Below are 14,768 nucleotides of genomic sequence, written 5' to 3'. Positions count from 1 at the left end.
TCGTGCTCCGGACCGGCCTGTCCTGATGCCCGCTTCCGTACGATGAGGACGTGTTCGCCCTTCTGCGGTCGGTGTGGGATGAGCCCCGGCCGGTGCGTCCGGCGGCGCGGCTGTGGTGGGACTGGGCGCTCGTCGCCGTGCTCCTGCCGGTCGCGGTGCTCGAGGCGCTGGTGCGGCCGGACCTGAGCTCGCGGGCCGGCTCGCTGGTCCTCGCGGTGGGGCTGCTGCCGCTGTTGCTGCTGCGCCGCAGCAGGCCGCTGGTCGTGGTCGCCGTCGTGTTCGGCGTGAACGCGGCCGCCTCGCTCGTGCTCGGGGGCGAGCCAGAGCTGACCGTGATGGTGTTCCTGGTGCTGTTCCCGTTCTCGCTGTTCCGGTGGGGCTCCGGGCGTGAGGCGGTGATCGGGCTGGCGATCATGCTCGGCAAGGTCGGGCTGTCGGCGGCGCTCGGCTTCCTCGGCGTCGGGGAGGCGGTGGCCGGCAGCGCTGTTCTCGGGGCGGCGTGCGCACTCGGTGCCGCGGTGCGATACCGCGCCCGAGCGCGGGCACGGGAGCTCGACCAGGTCAAGCTGCTGGAACGGGAACGGCTGGCACGGGACCTGCACGACACGGTGGCGCACCACGTGTCGGCGATGGCGATCCGGGCCCAGGCGGGCCTGGCGACGGCGGCGTCGCGACCGGAGGCGGCGATCGAGGCGCTCGGCCTGATCGAGTCGGAGGCGTCGCGGGCACTCACCGAGATGCGCACGATGGTGCGAGCCCTGCGCCACGACGAGCCCGCGGACCTGGCGCCCAGCCCCGGCGTCGCCGACGTCGAACGGCTCGCGAGCCCCGGCCGGCCAGGACCCGAGGTCGACGTGCGGATCGACGGAGCCGTCGACGGCCTCCCGAAGTCGGTGGGGACCGCGATCTACCGGCTCACCCAGGAGTCGGTCACCAACGCCCGGCGGCACGCCCGGCACGCCACCCGCATCGAGGTGCGGATCACCGTCGGCGACTCGTCGGTCCGCCTGCGGGTGAGCGACGACGGCGACACCGGCAACCTCCGCGGCACCTCGCCGCAGGGGCACGGGCTGATCGGCATGGCCGAACGCGCCGGCCTGCTCGGCGGAAGCTGCGAGGCGGGCCCGGACCCCGGCCGGGGCTGGACCGTGACCGCCGTGCTGCCGCTCACCGGGGCGACCGGATGAGCATCCGCGTCATCGTCGCCGACGACCAGGAGATCGTCCGCACCGGACTCTCGATGATCCTCGACGCCCAGCCGGACGTCGAGGTCGTCGGCCAGGCACCGGACGGCAGGCAGGCCGTGGAACTGGCCCGCCGGCTGCGGCCGGACGTGTGCCTCTTCGACATCCGCATGCCCGGGATCGACGGGATCGAGGCCACCCGCCTGCTCGCCGGGCCCGGCGTCCCCGACCCGCTCGCGGTCGTCGTGATCACGACTTTCGACCTCGACGAGTACGTCTACGCCGCGCTGCGCGCGGGTGCGAGGGGGTTCCTGCTCAAGGACGCCGGCACCGCCCTGCTCGCCCAGGCCGTCCACGCCGCGGCCTCCGGCGACGCCCTGATCGCCCCCAGCGTCACCGCCCGGTTGATCGAGGCCTTCGCCGACTCCGGACCCGCCGGCCGCGCCGGGCAGCCGGTCGACCCGCTCACCGAACGGGAGGAGCAGGTCCTCGCCGCCGTCGCGCGCGGGCGCACCAACAGCGAGGTCGCCAAGGACCTCCACATCGCGCTCAGCACCGTCAAGAGCCACATCGCCAGCCTGATGGCCAAGATCGGCGCCAGGAACCGGGTCGAGATCGCCATCTGGGCCTACGAGACCAAGCGCGTCCGGAGCGGATCGCGGCACCGGTCAGCCGAAAGTACGACGAGCGGGCCGGACCATCGGCCAGGATGATCGCGGCCCATGTGCCGATGAGGTGACACCGCCGCACAGGCCACGATCTGGTGCATGACCTCCTCCGCCAAGCTGGACAAGCTCATCCCGGCCGCGATCATCCTGTTCAGCGTCGTCCCGGTGCTCGGTGGCGCCCTCCGGCTGGCCGAGCTGGGCGGCGGCGCGGAGATCACACCGGACAACGCGCGGTTCTTCGCCTCACCCGTGCCCGTGGTGCTGCACGCCGTCACCGTCAGCGCGTACTCGATCCTCGGCGCCTTCCAGTTCGCTCCCGGCTTCCGCCGCCGCAGACGCGGATGGCACCGGGCGGCCGGAAGAGTGCTGGTCCTTTGTGGACTCCTCGGCGCGCTGTCCGGTCTGTGGATGACCGTGTTCTACCCCAAACCCGATGACGTGGGCGCTCTGCTCACCGGCATCAGGCTGGTGTTCGGCACGGCGTGGGCGGTGTCCATCGTCCTCGGTTTCACCGCCATCCGCCGTCGAGACGTCACCGCGCACCGCACCTGGATGATCCGCGGATTCGCGATCGGCCTGGGCGCCGGCACCCAAGCGGTGGTGTTGACCGCGTGGAACGTGGCCGTCGGCGAGCCCGACCGGATCGGCAACGCGGTGCTGATGCTCACCGCCTGGATCGTCAACCTCGCCGTCGCGGAGTGGATCATCCACCGCCCGGCGGCACCGACCCGTCCGGCCCGCGCCGGACTCGCGCTCAGGGAGACCCGATGAAGGCAGTCGTCCAGGACCGGTACGGATCGCCGGACGTGCTGGAGCTCCGCGACGTGGAGCCCCCGGCGGCCACCGGCAACGAGATCCTCGTACGGGTGCACGCGGCGTCGGTCAACGCATACGACTGGCACATGATGCGCGGAGACCCCTACCTGGCCAGGCTCACCGGGCTCGGAGTCGCCGCTCCCAGGAGAAAGATCCGCGGCCGCGACTTCGCGGGCAGGGTGGAGGCGGTGGGCAGGGACGTGCGGCGCTTCCGGCCCGGCGACGAGGTGTACGGCGACCTCGGTGCCGCGGACGGAGCCTTCGCCGAGTACGTGTGCGTGTCCGAGGACCTCGTCGAGGCCAAGCCCGCCAACCTGACGTTCGACCAGGCCGCCGCCGTGCCACTGGCCGGGCACACCGCCCTGAAAGGCCTGCGGGACGCCGGAAACCTCCAGCCGGGACAGCACGTCCTGGTCAACGGGGCGTCCGGGGGCGTGGGCACGTTCGCCGTGCAGATCGCGAAGTCCCTGGGCGCCACCGTGACCGGCGTGTGCAGCACGAGGAACGTCGAGCTGGTGACGTCCCTCGGCGCGGACCACGTCATCGACTACACCGCCGACGACTTCACCACGAACGGCACGCGCTACGACCTCGTCCTGGACCTGGTCGGCAACCACTCGCTGACCGCGCTGCGGCGCGCCCTCACGCCAGGAGGAACGATCGTGCTGTCCGGCGGAGGAGTGTCCAGCGGCGGCAGCCTGGTCGGGCCCATGTGGCTGCTGGTCAAAGCGAAGCTGCTGGCCCCGTTCGCCCGCGACCGGCTGCTGGTGCTCACCACGGCGCCCGACCGGGAGATCCTCACGGCGCTGCGGCACCTCGCCGAGTCCGGGGGCTTCACGCCGGTCATCGACCGCACCTACTCGCTGGACGAGGTGCCCGATGCCGTCCGCTACGTCGAGACCGACCACGCCCGCGCGAAGGTCGTCGTCACCGTGTGACGGGGAAGCCCCGCGGCGGCTGGAGCCGTGTCGCTATCCGCGGTAGACGTTGGCGCGATGCCAGGCGAAGTAGGGCTGCGAGCCGGCGCGGTGTGCTCCACAGGGACGTCCGTGGAGCTGGCTCAGGTGATCGCGCATCCGGCCACGAAGCCCGTCCTCGAACCAGGAGTGGACGCGACCGGTGTCGTCCACGGTGACGTGGCCGGTTTCGAACAGGCTGTCGCAACCGAACTTGCAGGCCAGCATCGCCACGTTGGTCAGGTCGTTGCGCTCGTCGTCGGTGCACAACGACCGCTTCTTGATGTGAGCCGCGACGAGGAAGTCCTCCGGGTAGTCGTGCCCGCACAGGTCGCAAGGTGCGGCGGTCCGGCCGCCGAGCAACAACCTGCGCAGTTCCCTCTGCTCCTTGCGGGTGGTGACCTCCGCCTTGCCGTCGAGCACGTCGAACTTCCGGATGCGCAGCGGGAACTCCGGGCCTTGCAACGTGATGACAGCGGGCCGGAGGGAGACGACCGTGCCGGGAATGGTTGCCAGCACAGCTCCGACGAACGCGGAACGGTGCCCGAGCTCGCCGACGCTCACGAGCACCGACCCCTGCGCGTGCAGCTTCTCCAGGCCGGCCTCGACATCGCGAACATCGACCCACTGCCCCTGCGGCGACCGGCCGGTGGCCACCAGCACCCGCTTCTCGTGGACCTCGACGATGGTGTTCACGCTGCCGGTCACCGTCTCAACGGGATCTCCGATGAGCGAACGCAGCAGAGCCAACGCGTCCGGCACCGTGCCGCGGTTCGCCGGCTTCGCCAGGTCCGCAGCCAGCCGGTCGGCGTCGTCGGCGGCGTAGCCAGGCACCCACAGCCTGAGCCGGATCTGCTTGGTGGCGTCGCCGTCCGGGTTCTTGCCGATCTTTCCCTGCGCACGGCCCAGCTCCCTGCGCAGCGCCCCGATGTCGGGCGTCGTCACCAGCGCGACCGGCGCCTCGATGATCGTGCGTTGTGCCTCGGGCAGCTGCTTGACCGCGGCGGAGTCCACGACTCCGCTGTCCAGCACTGCGCCGCGCTCGCGAAGCCGGCGGAGCAGCAGTTCCAGGGCGGTGTTGTACTGGTGGTTGCGGCCGTGCGGACTCCCGCCGACCTTGCCGCCCGCACTCTTCATGACCAACGCGAGGTGGTCCCCGTCCGGCTCGACCTCGAACTCCGCGTCGAGCACGGCACCGGCGTCGTCTGTTGCGCGCATGCCCCGATCATCGACGCCCGCCGCCACCGAGTTACCACCTCGACCAACCTGACCGATGTCTTGCGAGTACTGAAAACCGGGACAGGCCGTAAGTCGGGCTACGTCCGACGGCGCACCACCTTCGCCAGCACCTTGCCGAGAGGCAGGAGCCCGTGTTGCCGGGAATCGATGCTGTCCTCGAGGTTGTCGCCCAGCATGACCACGAAGCCCGGTGGCACGACCCCGTCGTCCACGATGCCGGACATCACGGCGGGAACCGGTTCGCCGGGCATCGCCGCGATTCGTTTGATCACCCAGTACGGCCCTTTCGACGGGGGCGGCTCACGGACGACCTCGCGTGCGACGATCGGGGTCGGGGTGCGCATGTTCGCGGTCATGTGCTCCGGCTTCGGACGCGGACTGTCCAGGACGACCACGTCTCCGGTGCGGATGCGCGAAGCCCGGACTCGCCGTGCCACCAGACGGTCTCCGTCGTCGTAGGTCGGCCACATGCTCCAGCCGACGACGTTCACGTGGATGATCCGGCTCCGCAGCCACAGCAGGAGCACGAGCACGATGGCGGCGACAACCCAGATCATCACCATCACGAGGCCTCCGTCAACGTTCGCCGGTAGCCCTCCGCCTGGCTTGCGAACATTTGCGCGTACAGCCCGTTCTGCGCGGTGAGCTGGTCATGCGTACCCAGTTCGGCGACAACACCTCCGTCCAGCACGACGAGGACGTCCGCGTCGCGGACGGCGCCCAGCCGGTGCGAGATGAGCACGCTCGTCCTGCCCATCCGGTGTTCCCGCAGCCCGCGGTGCACCAGGTACTCCGCTTCGGCGTCCAGTCCGGAGCTGGGTTCGTCCAGGACGAGCAGGTCGCGCTGGCCACGCAGGTACGCGCGGGCGAGTGCGAGCCGTTGCCACTGACCACCGGACAACGTGACGCCCGCCGTGCCGTTCACCGCGTCGCCGTGGAAGAACAGGCGCGACAACAAGGTCTCGTAGCCACGCGGCAGGGCCGACACGAACCCGTCGGCTCCCGCGTTGGCCGCGGCGGCCTTGATCCGGTCGCGGTCGCCGGCGTGGTCCAGGTCGCCGAGACCGATGTTCTCCTCGGCCGTCAGGTCGTAGTTCATGTAGTCCTGGAAGACCGCGCCGATCCTCAGCCGCAGTTCGGCCGGGTCGAGGTTGCGGAGATCGACCCCGTCCCAAAGGATCGCGCCGCGCTCCGGGTCGTACATCCGGCACAGCAGCTTGACCAGGGTGGTCTTGCCCGCACCGTTGCGACCGACGAGGCCGAGTGCTCTGCCGTGCTCGATGCTGAAGCTGACCCCGCGCAGGGTCCAGGGGTGGTTCGGTGAGTACCGGAACCACACGTCCCGGAACTCGATCGCCTTCCGCAGCGGAGGAACCGGCACAGGGTCGGTGGGGACCGGCAGGTCCGTCTCGCTGCGCACGATCTCCAGGTAGTGCCGGAACAACAGCAGTTGTTTGTGCGAGGCGGCCAGATCGCGCACGACCCCGAGCGCCGCCGCCTGCACTCCCGCGATGGACGCGACGACGAGCGACAGGTCACCCACGGTGATCTTCCCTCCCGCCGCCGCCAGCACCGCCCAGACCAGTGCCCCGCCGGCGAAACCGGCGGTGACCACACCTACGCCGAACTGGACGTACAACTGCGTGCGGTCGAGCTTCGCCGTTTCCCCGTTGAACCGGCGGCGCTGCGCCGACATGCGGTCGCGCAGGTAGGAGCCGATCCCGAACAGGCGAATCTCCTTGGCCGCCTGCACGTTCGTCAGCAGCGCGCTGAAGAACAACTCCCTCCGCTCGACCGGGCCGAGCTTCCACTGCAACGCGGCCCTGCGCTGGGCGAGCCAGATCTCACCGACCAGTGCGGGCAGCGCAGACGCCAGCACCGCGAACGGCAGCCACACCGCGAGCAGTACCAGTGATGCGAGAAAGCCCAGTGCCTTCAACGAGTTGCTCAACATGGAAAGCACCGATGTCACGACCACGCCCGGCGTGGCACCGCCGTGCTGCTGCGCCATCCTGATCCGGTCGACGAACACCGGGTCCTCGAACCTCGCCAGTCCGACGAATCCGTCGGCGGCCTCGAACATCCGGTCCAGGGTGACGAGGCCGACTCGCCGTTCCAGTTCCTTGTGCACGTACTGGATCACTTGCGGCAGCACACCCGAGATCAGGCCGGCCACCGCGAGCACGACGGAGATGCGAAGCACCTCGGCGACGGTGGCGTTGCCCTGTGTCAGCAGGTCGAGAATCAGCTTCATCAGCCAGGCGACCAGGACCGGCACCAGGGCGACGGCCAGGGTGAGGACGACGAAGACGGAGGTGTGAATCCTGCTGGCACGCCACGTCAGGCCCAGTGCCTCGCGAACTCCGCGCATGACGGTCAGGCCCCGACGGTGACCGACGTGGCGTGCTCGACGTGCACGCCGGAGCTCCTGACCCGGCCGAGGGAGTCGACCATCGCGAAGGCCGGGTATCCCTTGACCCCGAACGCCTTGGCGACCGGGCCGCCAGGCTTCTCCTCGAGGACGACCCTGCCGACCCGCGACAGCGCGGCGCGCTTCTCGACGACGTCCTCGCCGGCACCGATGAGCAGTGCGAAGACCCGCTCTCGGCCGCCGGGGAAGGTCGTCGCGGTGCTCAGGAAGTCCGGCAGGCGCTCGTCGCAGCTCTCACAGCCTTGGGCGAAGACGCCGACCAGCGTGACGCCGTCCGCGAAGATGGCGGGGCTGACCTGCTCTTCGTCCACGGTCGACGCCGTGAACGACCCGACCTCGGTGCCGTTGGGAATCATCACCTTGGGCGGTTCCGGTCGTAAGGACTGCGGCGGCGCACTCCGCTCGCGCAGCCGCCTGATCACGCCGGTGGTCAGGAAGAGGTTCAGGACACCCAGCACACCGACGAGTGCGGTGAATGCGATCATGAATGACATCGATACTCCTTCTTAGTGGGCGGGTCCGAACAGGACGGCGATTTCGTCGGTCAACAGGGCGACCGCGCTCGTCACGGCGCCGGCCGCCAGCGCGACCAGGACTCCGCCGATCTCCAGCGGCACGTCGAGCGCGACCGTCCCCGCGAGCAGACCGGCCGCGGCCACGGAGAGCAGCAGCGCGTTCCTGGCCACCTGGAACCAGCTGACCGGCGCCGACGAGTTGCCGAAGCACTGGCACCGCACCTGCCTGCCGCGCACGATCGCGGTCACCACCGCGACCGTGAACGCGGTCAGCAGACCTGCCCCAACCAGGAAACCCGTTGCGGCCCAGGGGGTGCACAGCAGCGCCACCACGGCGACCTCGGCGGCCACCACCGCGGTCGCCGCCGGCTTCGCAGGCAACGGCGGAGCCAGCTCGCCGGTCGCGCGGACGAACTCGGCGAAGTTCTTCCGCCCCCGCACCTTGCTGACGGCGGAGACCAGGAACACCAGGCCCAGGCACAGCCTGCAGGCGACGAGCACGTAGCTCATGAGCACTCACCTCCTCTGTCGGTGTCTTTCCCGGTTCGCGAAAGCCAGTACTGCCAACGGGATCGGAGCGAACAGCAGCCACCCGTCGTGCACGGGCGCCCAGTCCGGCTCCACCGGCAGCGGCCAGACCCTGCCGGGGTAGAAGAGCGTGCTCGCCGCGACCGCGAGCAGCACCGCGGCGCCGGAGACGGCAGCGGAACGATCGGCGCCGCGGTGCCGCACGACCACGGCGGTGCACGCCAGCCCGGCGCTCACGCAGACCGCGGCTTCCAGCAGATAACCGCCGAAACCGAGCTCCGTGCCGGCCATGGACCGGGAGGCGAGCACGGCGAACACCACACCCCACGCGGCCATCGCGGCCGCGAAGGCCAGCACGGTCCTCGTCCACTGCCGCAGCCAGCGCGGCACCGGAGTCGCGGCCGTCGCGTCCGAGGCGGCGTCGACCAGCGCGAACCCGGCCGTGGCGCCGAGCAGCAGCGCGGACAGCCGGACGGTGGCGGCCAGGTTGTACGGCCGAACCTGGTCGCCGGTGGCCACCGCGAGGCCCGCGGTGGCCACCAGCACCGCCGCGAACGGGATCCAGTCGATCGCCCGGCTCACTGGGCGGACCAGGCTGATGGCCACCCGCGAGTTGGTGGTCAGCGACATGGCGTGCCCCCCGGCTGCTCGACCGGCACGTCGCCGGTCAGGCCGAGCAGCGGTAGTGCCTGCTCGATCGTCGTGGCCGGGTCGACGAGCACGTCCCAGTGCTCCCAGATCCGCTTCTGCGCGTCCGGCGATGCCAGCAGCTTCGCCGCCAACGCCAGTTCGGCGTCGCCGTAGTCGACCGACCCCAGATCGGACGTGGCCCTCGTCCGAGTGCCCTCGCCGCCGTCCGGCCGCCGGACCTGGCTGTGCGTCCGTTCCGGTTCGACGGCTGTCTCGACCTGGCCGGTCAGCCAGAGTGCGATGACGGTCCTGGACTGGTTCCGCGCGTCGCAGCCGTCGATCGTCTCGCGGACGGTGATCGGCGGGAACCCGGTCAGCGCGCCCGCCATCTGCGCGGCGAGCGACCTCCTGGACGCGGTTTCGCCACCGTTTCGGCCCCACGACGTGTCCGGCATGATCACGGTTCGCTGTGCCTGGAGATCGAACTTCCCGGTTCTCGTCCGCTGCACGATCGAGGGAAGCTCCGTCCGCGCGGCCGGTGGCGCCGCTGCCACCACCGGGTCGACGGCCTGCTGCCACAACGGGATCCACGCGGCGAACGACGGGAACGAGCAGTACCGGACACCGTTGAGCGTTTCGCAGTGGTCGGCTCCCGCCGTCACCAGCCGGTCCGAGCGGCCGCGGCTCGCGTTCGCAGACGGTGACGAGGCCTCCGGAGAGGTCGTCGTCAGCACCCCGCCGAAGACCACGGCGACGAGACCGGCGACGAGCAGCGTCCCCGGCCACGCTCTCACCCCGTGCCGCAGCATCGCCACGGCGAAGACGCTGACGAGCAGGCCGACCGCGTAGAGCAGGTGCCAGAGCGGGGGCCTGGCCGCGTCGATGGCGATCTTGAGGTCCGGCACCACCGGCAGCAGCCACACACCGGGGAACTGGAACATCGCCCACACCAGCACCAGCACGGTGATCGGCGCCGCGATCAGCCCGGGCACCCACCTGGCGAGCGCCACGCCGGTCGCTGCCATCAGACCGACCATCACCACACCGGTGACGAGCTCCGTGATGTCGAAGCGCCCGACCGGCACACTGCCGACCAGCAGCGTGGCGAAGTGCAGCGCCATGATCAGGGCCGACAGCAACACCGCCACCGAAACGGCGGCGACGAGCACGGCCAGCGTCCGTGTCCTGGGCCTGACCGGCAGCGGCGCGAGCAGCTCGGCGAGGCCGCCGCGGCTGTCGCGCAGCGTTGCCAGGTTCGAGGCCAGCATCGCGCCGGCGCCCAGGATCAACACGGCGGTGGCGGTGTCGACCGTGTCCACCGACCAGTTCGGCATCTGCTGCCAGCTGGTGAAGGTACGGGCTCCCAGCGTCACGACCGCCAGGAACAACACGATGGGATTGCGCAGCTGAAGACGCGTCTCGAAGAGCACCAGCGCGCCGAAGGGCCGGTTCATGCGACCTCCTCCTCGGCTTCGGCGAGCAGCCGCAGGTAGCCGTCCTCGACCGTCGGCTCCACCGCTTCACCGTCGTGAGGCCGGGCGCCGACTACGCGGTAGCGGCCCTCGGTCGTCCGCCAGTACACCTCGTCGCCCACCGGCCGCTCGGCCGTCGACCAGACCTTGCCGCCCGCCTGCCAGGCGAGGCCGGTCGGATCGCCGTCGAAGATGACCTGTCCGGCGCGGTACACGATCACGCGCTCGCACAACGCCGCGACGTCCTCGGTCTGGTGCGTCGACAGCAGAACGATCTTGGTTTCCCCGAGCCGGGAGAGCAGGGTCCGGAAACGCATTCGCTGCTCGGGGTCGAGTCCCACCGTCGGTTCGTCGAGAATGATGAAACCGGGATCGCCGACGAGGGCGGCGGCAATCCCGAGGCGCTGGCGCATACCGCCGGAGAGCTTCCGGATTTTCACGTTCGACTGCGCGGTCAGATCCACCTCGGTGAGCACGCGCCGGACCTCCTCGGCCCGCTGCCGCCGATTGGTCATCTCCTTCAGGATGGCGATGTAGTCCAGCATCTGCGCGGACGTGAAATGCGCGTACAGACCCGGGTCCTGGGGCAGATATCCGATCTGCCGGCGCAATTCGGTGCGCTGGGCGCCGTCAGCCGGGTTCAGCCCGATGATCCGCATTTCCCCGGAATCGGGCGCGAGCACCGTGGCCAAGCAGCGGAGCAAGGTCGTCTTTCCGGCGCCGTTGGGACCCAGCAGCCCCGTGACACCTGGTCTCACCTCGAGGTCCAAGCCGTCCATCACACGTTTCTGCCCGTAGCGCTTGCTCAGCGCCCGCACGTCGACGGCCATCGTCATGTCTTCACCTCGGGTGTAGTAGTCGTCTAGAATTGAGCGGCTGGGTGTCGTGCCCTGCTGCGTAGGGCACGACACCCAGCGTGCTCAACCGACGAGATCAGCAGCCGCAGCCGCAGCACTCGAATTCGGTGTGGATAACACCGGGCTCGCACCAGTACTGGTGCGCCCTGCGCCACCACCAGAACGGGCAGTCACCGTCGCACCACGTGGCGATTTCGACACAGGCGCTCGACGACGCGGCCACCTCGATCTCGGGCACGATCGCCGAAAGCATCTTGTCGCTCACGGCAGTCAACACACTGAACATCTTCACTCCTCTCGATGTTTCGTTGCGATCCAACGAGAGGAAACTATCGATCACCGGTCTGTTTTTTCTTGCATTCACCCACTGCGGCGAACACGGCTTCCGGTCGGCGGCCTGACCAGGGAATACGGCACCGCTTTCAGCGGCGTGCACCTCGGCCGGGAGGCCGCAGGGGCAACTTCCGGGGGCAACTTCCGGAGGTGCCCGCGCGCTGCTCATTCGCTGCGCAACGCGTCGAGGCGCGCACTGGCGCGCAGGACGGGGATGCCCAGGACCGTCGCGAAGCAGACGGTGAGCACGGCGCCGATGCTGACCGCGCCGGCGAACCGCCAGTCGAACACCGCAGGTGCGCCGAGCACGTGCAGTGTCGCCACGGCCAGTCCCGCGCCCGCGAGGTTCGCGACCAGAACACCGAAACCGATCGGAATCAGGTTCTGCCACAACAGGGAGCGCCCGATCACCTGCCACGGGACCCCGATCGCCGAGAGCGCCGCCACCGCCCGCCTGCGCTCGCCGAGCTGCTGGACGACGAGCACCAGCAGGCTCGCGCCCGCCGCCAGAAGCGTGAACGCCGACAAGAGGTAGAGGCCATCGGTGTACCCGGACAACCGATGCGCCTGGAGTTCCGACAGGTCAGGTGTCCCCGCGTGCAAGCCGGCAACCGACGTGATGATCGTCTGCCCGCCGACCGCCGCTGCCAGCACCACCGCGATCCCGCCGACCACGCGGCTGGGGGTACCGCTGTCGACCTGGAGCCGGCGAACCGCGAGCTGCCACGACGGCAGTCCGCCCGTCAGCGGGGCAACAGCACGTTCGACCAGCCACGGCAACAGGACCGGGATGGCGACCAGCGCGGAGGCGATGGCGCACGAAACCAGCATGGTCACGTCTTTGTTCTCGTGCACGAGGTCCAGCGCGATCGGCAACAGGAACGCCACGCCGGACGCAGCCGGCAGCAGCCGCCACCTCAGACGGCGCATCGGCGCCCCACTGTCGCGAGTGACGCTCAACGGTTCGACAACCGTGCTCCGCATACCGAGCAGAACCGCACCCACGACGAGTACGAGCACGATGAGCAGCACCAGCGCGAATCGCCACCAAGGCGGTACGAAATCGGCTGCGGAGAACCGGAAGTTCCCAACCTGCAGGCCGTCGACGCGCCGGTGTACGGCGAAGAACATCGCCACTCCGACCGCCAGTCCGGCCACCGCGCCTGCGAGCGACTCGGCCGCGGCGATCCGCCGCACCTGGGGTGCGGTGGCGCCGAGCAGTCGAAGCGTGGCCAGCCGCTGATCTCGTTCCACCCCGCCCAGCCGGCCCACGCAGGCGATGAACACGAGCAGCGGCGCCAGCAGCACGACCGCGACGCCGCTCACCAAGATCATCTCGGCGGGAGTCGTGCCGCCGCGACGTTCATCCCCGAAGGCGTAGGCCGTGGTGATGTCCCGGTCATCCGGAAGCCGGTCAACGCCTTCGTAGAAGTACAGTTCGCCGGCGTCGACCAGCCCCGACGGCTCGATCAGGCCGGCGCGGGTGCCCCCGAAGCGGGCCCGCAGTGCCGGATCGCTGTCGAGCAGCCTGGCCAGCTCGGGCGACACGAACACCTCACCCGGTCCCGGGATCGCCGGAACACCAGGGGGGACGGGTGAGAGCGGCCCACCCCGGACCTGACGTCCCGAGATGGACGATCCCCGGTATGCGCTGGAAATGTTCACAAGGGACAAAGGTGTGACACCGGCCCGTTTGTCGAGCACCGGCGCACGTGCGGCCTCCCGGTCCGACGAACTGCCGATGGTGTCGATCGCCGCGGCGGCGAACAGCAGAACGGCCACGCACAGCCCTATGTCGAGCACCACGAGCACGAACCGGACCACGGCCAGACGGGAGCCCATGCCGCGTCCGACCGCGAGGCGAATTCCGATCGCCATGTCCGCGTTCATCACTGCCACTCCGACACGCGGATCCGGCCGTCCCGGACAACGACCTCGCGGTCGGCGTAAGCGGCCACTCTCGACTCGTGGGTCACCAGCACGATCGCCGTGCCGGAGGCCCTGGCGACATCGGTCATGGCCTTCAGCACGCGTTCACCGGAGAGCGAATCGAGTGCGCCGGTGGGTTCATCGGCGAACAGCACCTTGGGGCCGGTCACCAACGCGCGAGCGACGGCCACCCGCTGGGACTGCCCACCGGAGGTGTCCGGCGGCCGTTTGCGCGCGGTGTCGGCGACACCCAGGCGTTCCAGCCATTCGACAGCGGCCAGTTCGGCGATCTTGCGTTTCGCACCGGCGAGCCGCAGTGGCAGCGCCACGTTCTCCAGGCAGGTGAGCTCCGGCACCAACTGCCCGAACTGGAAGACGAAGCCGAAGTCGGTACGCCGCAACAGACTGCGCTGTGCGTCCGGCAACCGGCCGAGCTCGTGCCCGTCGTAGGTGACGGTGCCTTCATCAGGTGCCAGGATGCCGGAGAGGCAGTGCAGCAACGTCGACTTCCCCGAGCCCGACGGCCCCATGACCGCCACGACCTCACCGGCGGCGATCGAGAAGGACACACCGGCCAGCGCCCTGGTCGAGCCGAAGGACTTGTGCAACTCGACGGCGGCGAGCAGCGCCCCGGTCACGACGCCCGCACCCGTTCGGCCAGTTCGTCGAGCCGAGAGGCGGTGAGCTCGAGCCAGCGCAGGTCCGCGTCCAGGTGGAACAACGCGTGATCGCAGATCAGCGCATCGGTGAGGTCGCCCTCGTTCTTGCGCTGGGTCAGCTCGCGCATCGCACGGAGGTGCGTGGTGCGCTGAGCGTCCAGGACGGCGGTGGCCTCGCGCCCGGAGAGCAACGCGAGCACGACTTTGACGTACATCGTGTTCTGAAGGTAGACCGCGGGCTCCTCCGGTTTGGTGAGCCAGTTGGCCAGATCGGTCACGCCGGCCTCGGTGATCGCGTATCGCTTGCGGTCGGGACCGGCACCCGCCTCGACCCCGCTCTCCTCGACCAGGCCGCCGCGCAACAGCCTCGCGAGCGTCGAGTACACCTGGCCGTAGTTCAGCGGCTTGTCCTGGGTGAAGTACTCGTCGTAGGAGTGCTTCAGCTCATACCCGTGCCGCGACTGGCTCTCCAGCAAGCCGAGTAGCGCGTGCTTGACCGACATGACCCCGACTATACACTCGGTGTCTATACCGAGCATATAGTCGGGAGT

General features: G+C 69.8%; 16 protein-coding genes. 5 read left to right on the top strand and 11 right to left on the bottom strand.

All coding sequences use genetic code 11. The features are described from left to right. The first annotated feature begins 50 nt into the window (after positions 1-50). The 4 genes from BMW88_RS05640 to BMW88_RS05625 are packed head-to-tail and all read left to right on the top strand — an operon-like array spanning position 51 to position 3,606. Positions 51-1,187, top strand: coding sequence for a sensor histidine kinase (locus BMW88_RS05640; protein ID WP_089949545.1), 1,137 nt, complete (start codon positions 51-53; stop codon positions 1,185-1,187). After that, positions 1,184-1,897, top strand: coding sequence for a response regulator (locus BMW88_RS05635; RefSeq protein ID WP_089949544.1), 714 nt, complete (start codon positions 1,184-1,186; stop codon positions 1,895-1,897). The genes BMW88_RS05640 and BMW88_RS05635 overlap by 4 nt, the downstream gene beginning before the upstream one ends. Before the next feature lie 54 nt (positions 1,898-1,951). Further along, a complete protein-coding gene (locus BMW88_RS05630) occupies positions 1,952-2,623 on the top strand; it encodes a DUF2306 domain-containing protein (protein ID WP_089949543.1) in 672 nt (223 codons plus the stop codon). Further along, a complete protein-coding gene (locus BMW88_RS05625; protein WP_089949542.1) occupies positions 2,620-3,606 on the top strand; it encodes an NAD(P)-dependent alcohol dehydrogenase in 987 nt (328 codons plus the stop codon). The genes BMW88_RS05630 and BMW88_RS05625 overlap by 4 nt, the downstream gene beginning before the upstream one ends. Positions 3,607-3,639: 33 nt before the next feature. On the opposite strand, the gene BMW88_RS05620 is transcribed toward BMW88_RS05625, so the two are convergent. From BMW88_RS05620 to BMW88_RS05585, 8 genes are all read right to left on the bottom strand, one after another. Next, positions 3,640-4,842 carry a hypothetical protein gene (locus tag BMW88_RS05620; protein ID WP_089949541.1) on the bottom strand — a complete coding sequence of 401 codons (1,203 nt, stop codon included), beginning with the start codon at positions 4,840-4,842 and terminating at the stop codon, positions 3,640-3,642. A 98-nt stretch (positions 4,843-4,940) separates the two neighbouring features. Then, entirely contained in the window at positions 4,941-5,426 is a 486-nt protein-coding gene (locus tag BMW88_RS05615; RefSeq protein WP_089949540.1) for a S26 family signal peptidase, read from the bottom strand. Next, on the bottom strand, positions 5,426-7,234 hold the full coding sequence (locus BMW88_RS05610) for an ABC transporter ATP-binding protein (RefSeq protein ID WP_089949539.1): 1,809 nt from the start codon (positions 7,232-7,234) through the stop codon (positions 5,426-5,428). The genes BMW88_RS05615 and BMW88_RS05610 overlap by 1 nt, the downstream gene beginning before the upstream one ends. A gap of 5 nt (positions 7,235-7,239) precedes the next feature. Beyond that, positions 7,240-7,788 (bottom strand): TlpA family protein disulfide reductase, encoded by a 549-nt coding sequence (locus BMW88_RS05605; RefSeq protein ID WP_143115980.1) that lies wholly within the window; start codon positions 7,786-7,788, stop codon positions 7,240-7,242. Positions 7,789-7,800: 12 nt separating this feature from the next. Then, on the bottom strand, positions 7,801-8,319 hold the full coding sequence (locus BMW88_RS05600; protein ID WP_143115979.1) for a MauE/DoxX family redox-associated membrane protein: 519 nt from the start codon (positions 8,317-8,319) through the stop codon (positions 7,801-7,803). 6 nt (positions 8,320-8,325) lie between these two features. Further along, complete coding sequence (locus BMW88_RS05595; RefSeq protein WP_089949536.1) at positions 8,326-8,967, bottom strand: hypothetical protein; 642 nt, start codon at positions 8,965-8,967, stop codon at positions 8,326-8,328. Beyond that, a complete protein-coding gene (locus BMW88_RS05590; RefSeq protein WP_089949535.1) occupies positions 8,958-10,421 on the bottom strand; it encodes a hypothetical protein in 1,464 nt (487 codons plus the stop codon). The genes BMW88_RS05595 and BMW88_RS05590 overlap by 10 nt, the downstream gene beginning before the upstream one ends. Then, positions 10,418-11,275 carry an ABC transporter ATP-binding protein gene (locus BMW88_RS05585; protein ID WP_089949534.1) on the bottom strand — a complete coding sequence of 286 codons (858 nt, stop codon included), beginning with the start codon at positions 11,273-11,275 and terminating at the stop codon, positions 10,418-10,420. Before BMW88_RS05585 ends, BMW88_RS05590 begins: the two co-directional genes overlap by 4 nt. An 80-nt stretch (positions 11,276-11,355) precedes the next feature. Between BMW88_RS05585 and BMW88_RS40835 the strand changes: the two genes are divergently transcribed. Beyond that, on the top strand, positions 11,356-11,697 hold the full coding sequence (locus BMW88_RS40835) for a hypothetical protein (protein WP_143115978.1): 342 nt from the start codon (positions 11,356-11,358) through the stop codon (positions 11,695-11,697). 97 nt (positions 11,698-11,794) lie between these two features. Here the strand turns inward: BMW88_RS40835 and BMW88_RS05575 are convergent, their stop codons facing one another. The 3 genes from BMW88_RS05575 to BMW88_RS05565 form a co-directional block, all read right to left on the bottom strand. Beyond that, entirely contained in the window at positions 11,795-13,441 is a 1,647-nt protein-coding gene (locus BMW88_RS05575; RefSeq protein WP_177220965.1) for an ABC transporter permease, read from the bottom strand. Between the two features lie 77 nt (positions 13,442-13,518). Then, positions 13,519-14,196, bottom strand: a complete 678-nt coding sequence (locus BMW88_RS05570; RefSeq protein ID WP_089949531.1) for an ABC transporter ATP-binding protein — start codon at positions 14,194-14,196, stop codon at positions 13,519-13,521. Continuing rightward, positions 14,193-14,720, bottom strand: a complete 528-nt coding sequence (locus BMW88_RS05565) for a PadR family transcriptional regulator (protein ID WP_089949530.1) — start codon at positions 14,718-14,720, stop codon at positions 14,193-14,195. Before BMW88_RS05565 ends, BMW88_RS05570 begins: the two co-directional genes overlap by 4 nt. Positions 14,721-14,768 lie beyond the last annotated feature (48 nt).

The sequence above is a fragment of the Lentzea xinjiangensis genome (assembly GCF_900110955.1).
Taxonomy (GTDB): Bacteria; Actinomycetota; Actinomycetes; order Mycobacteriales; family Pseudonocardiaceae; genus Lentzea; species Lentzea xinjiangensis.
Note: the sequence above shows the minus strand (reverse complement) of the source record. Positions and strands in the feature narration are given on the sequence as shown.

Excerpts from the sequence above, each read along its gene's own strand:
- BMW88_RS05635 (WP_089949544.1), top strand. The coding sequence starts at position 1,184 with ATGAGCATCCGCGTCATCGTCGCCGACGACCAGGAGATCGTCCGCACC.
- BMW88_RS05630 (WP_089949543.1), top strand. The coding sequence starts at position 1,952 with ATGACCTCCTCCGCCAAGCTGGACAAGCTCATCCCGGCCGCGATCATC.
- BMW88_RS05625 (WP_089949542.1), top strand. The coding sequence starts at position 2,620 with ATGAAGGCAGTCGTCCAGGACCGGTACGGATCGCCGGACGTGCTGGAG.
- BMW88_RS05620 (WP_089949541.1), bottom strand. The coding sequence starts at position 4,842 with ATGCGCGCAACAGACGACGCCGGTGCCGTGCTCGACGCGGAGTTCGAG.
- BMW88_RS05615 (WP_089949540.1), bottom strand. The coding sequence starts at position 5,426 with ATGGTGATGATCTGGGTTGTCGCCGCCATCGTGCTCGTGCTCCTGCTG.
- BMW88_RS05610 (WP_089949539.1), bottom strand. The coding sequence starts at position 7,234 with ATGCGCGGAGTTCGCGAGGCACTGGGCCTGACGTGGCGTGCCAGCAGG.
- BMW88_RS05605 (WP_143115980.1), bottom strand. The coding sequence starts at position 7,788 with ATGTCATTCATGATCGCATTCACCGCACTCGTCGGTGTGCTGGGTGTC.
- BMW88_RS05600 (WP_143115979.1), bottom strand. The coding sequence starts at position 8,319 with ATGAGCTACGTGCTCGTCGCCTGCAGGCTGTGCCTGGGCCTGGTGTTC.
- BMW88_RS05595 (WP_089949536.1), bottom strand. The coding sequence starts at position 8,967 with ATGTCGCTGACCACCAACTCGCGGGTGGCCATCAGCCTGGTCCGCCCA.
- BMW88_RS05590 (WP_089949535.1), bottom strand. The coding sequence starts at position 10,421 with ATGAACCGGCCCTTCGGCGCGCTGGTGCTCTTCGAGACGCGTCTTCAG.
- BMW88_RS05585 (WP_089949534.1), bottom strand. The coding sequence starts at position 11,275 with ATGACGATGGCCGTCGACGTGCGGGCGCTGAGCAAGCGCTACGGGCAG.
- BMW88_RS05565 (WP_089949530.1), bottom strand. The coding sequence starts at position 14,720 with ATGTCGGTCAAGCACGCGCTACTCGGCTTGCTGGAGAGCCAGTCGCGG.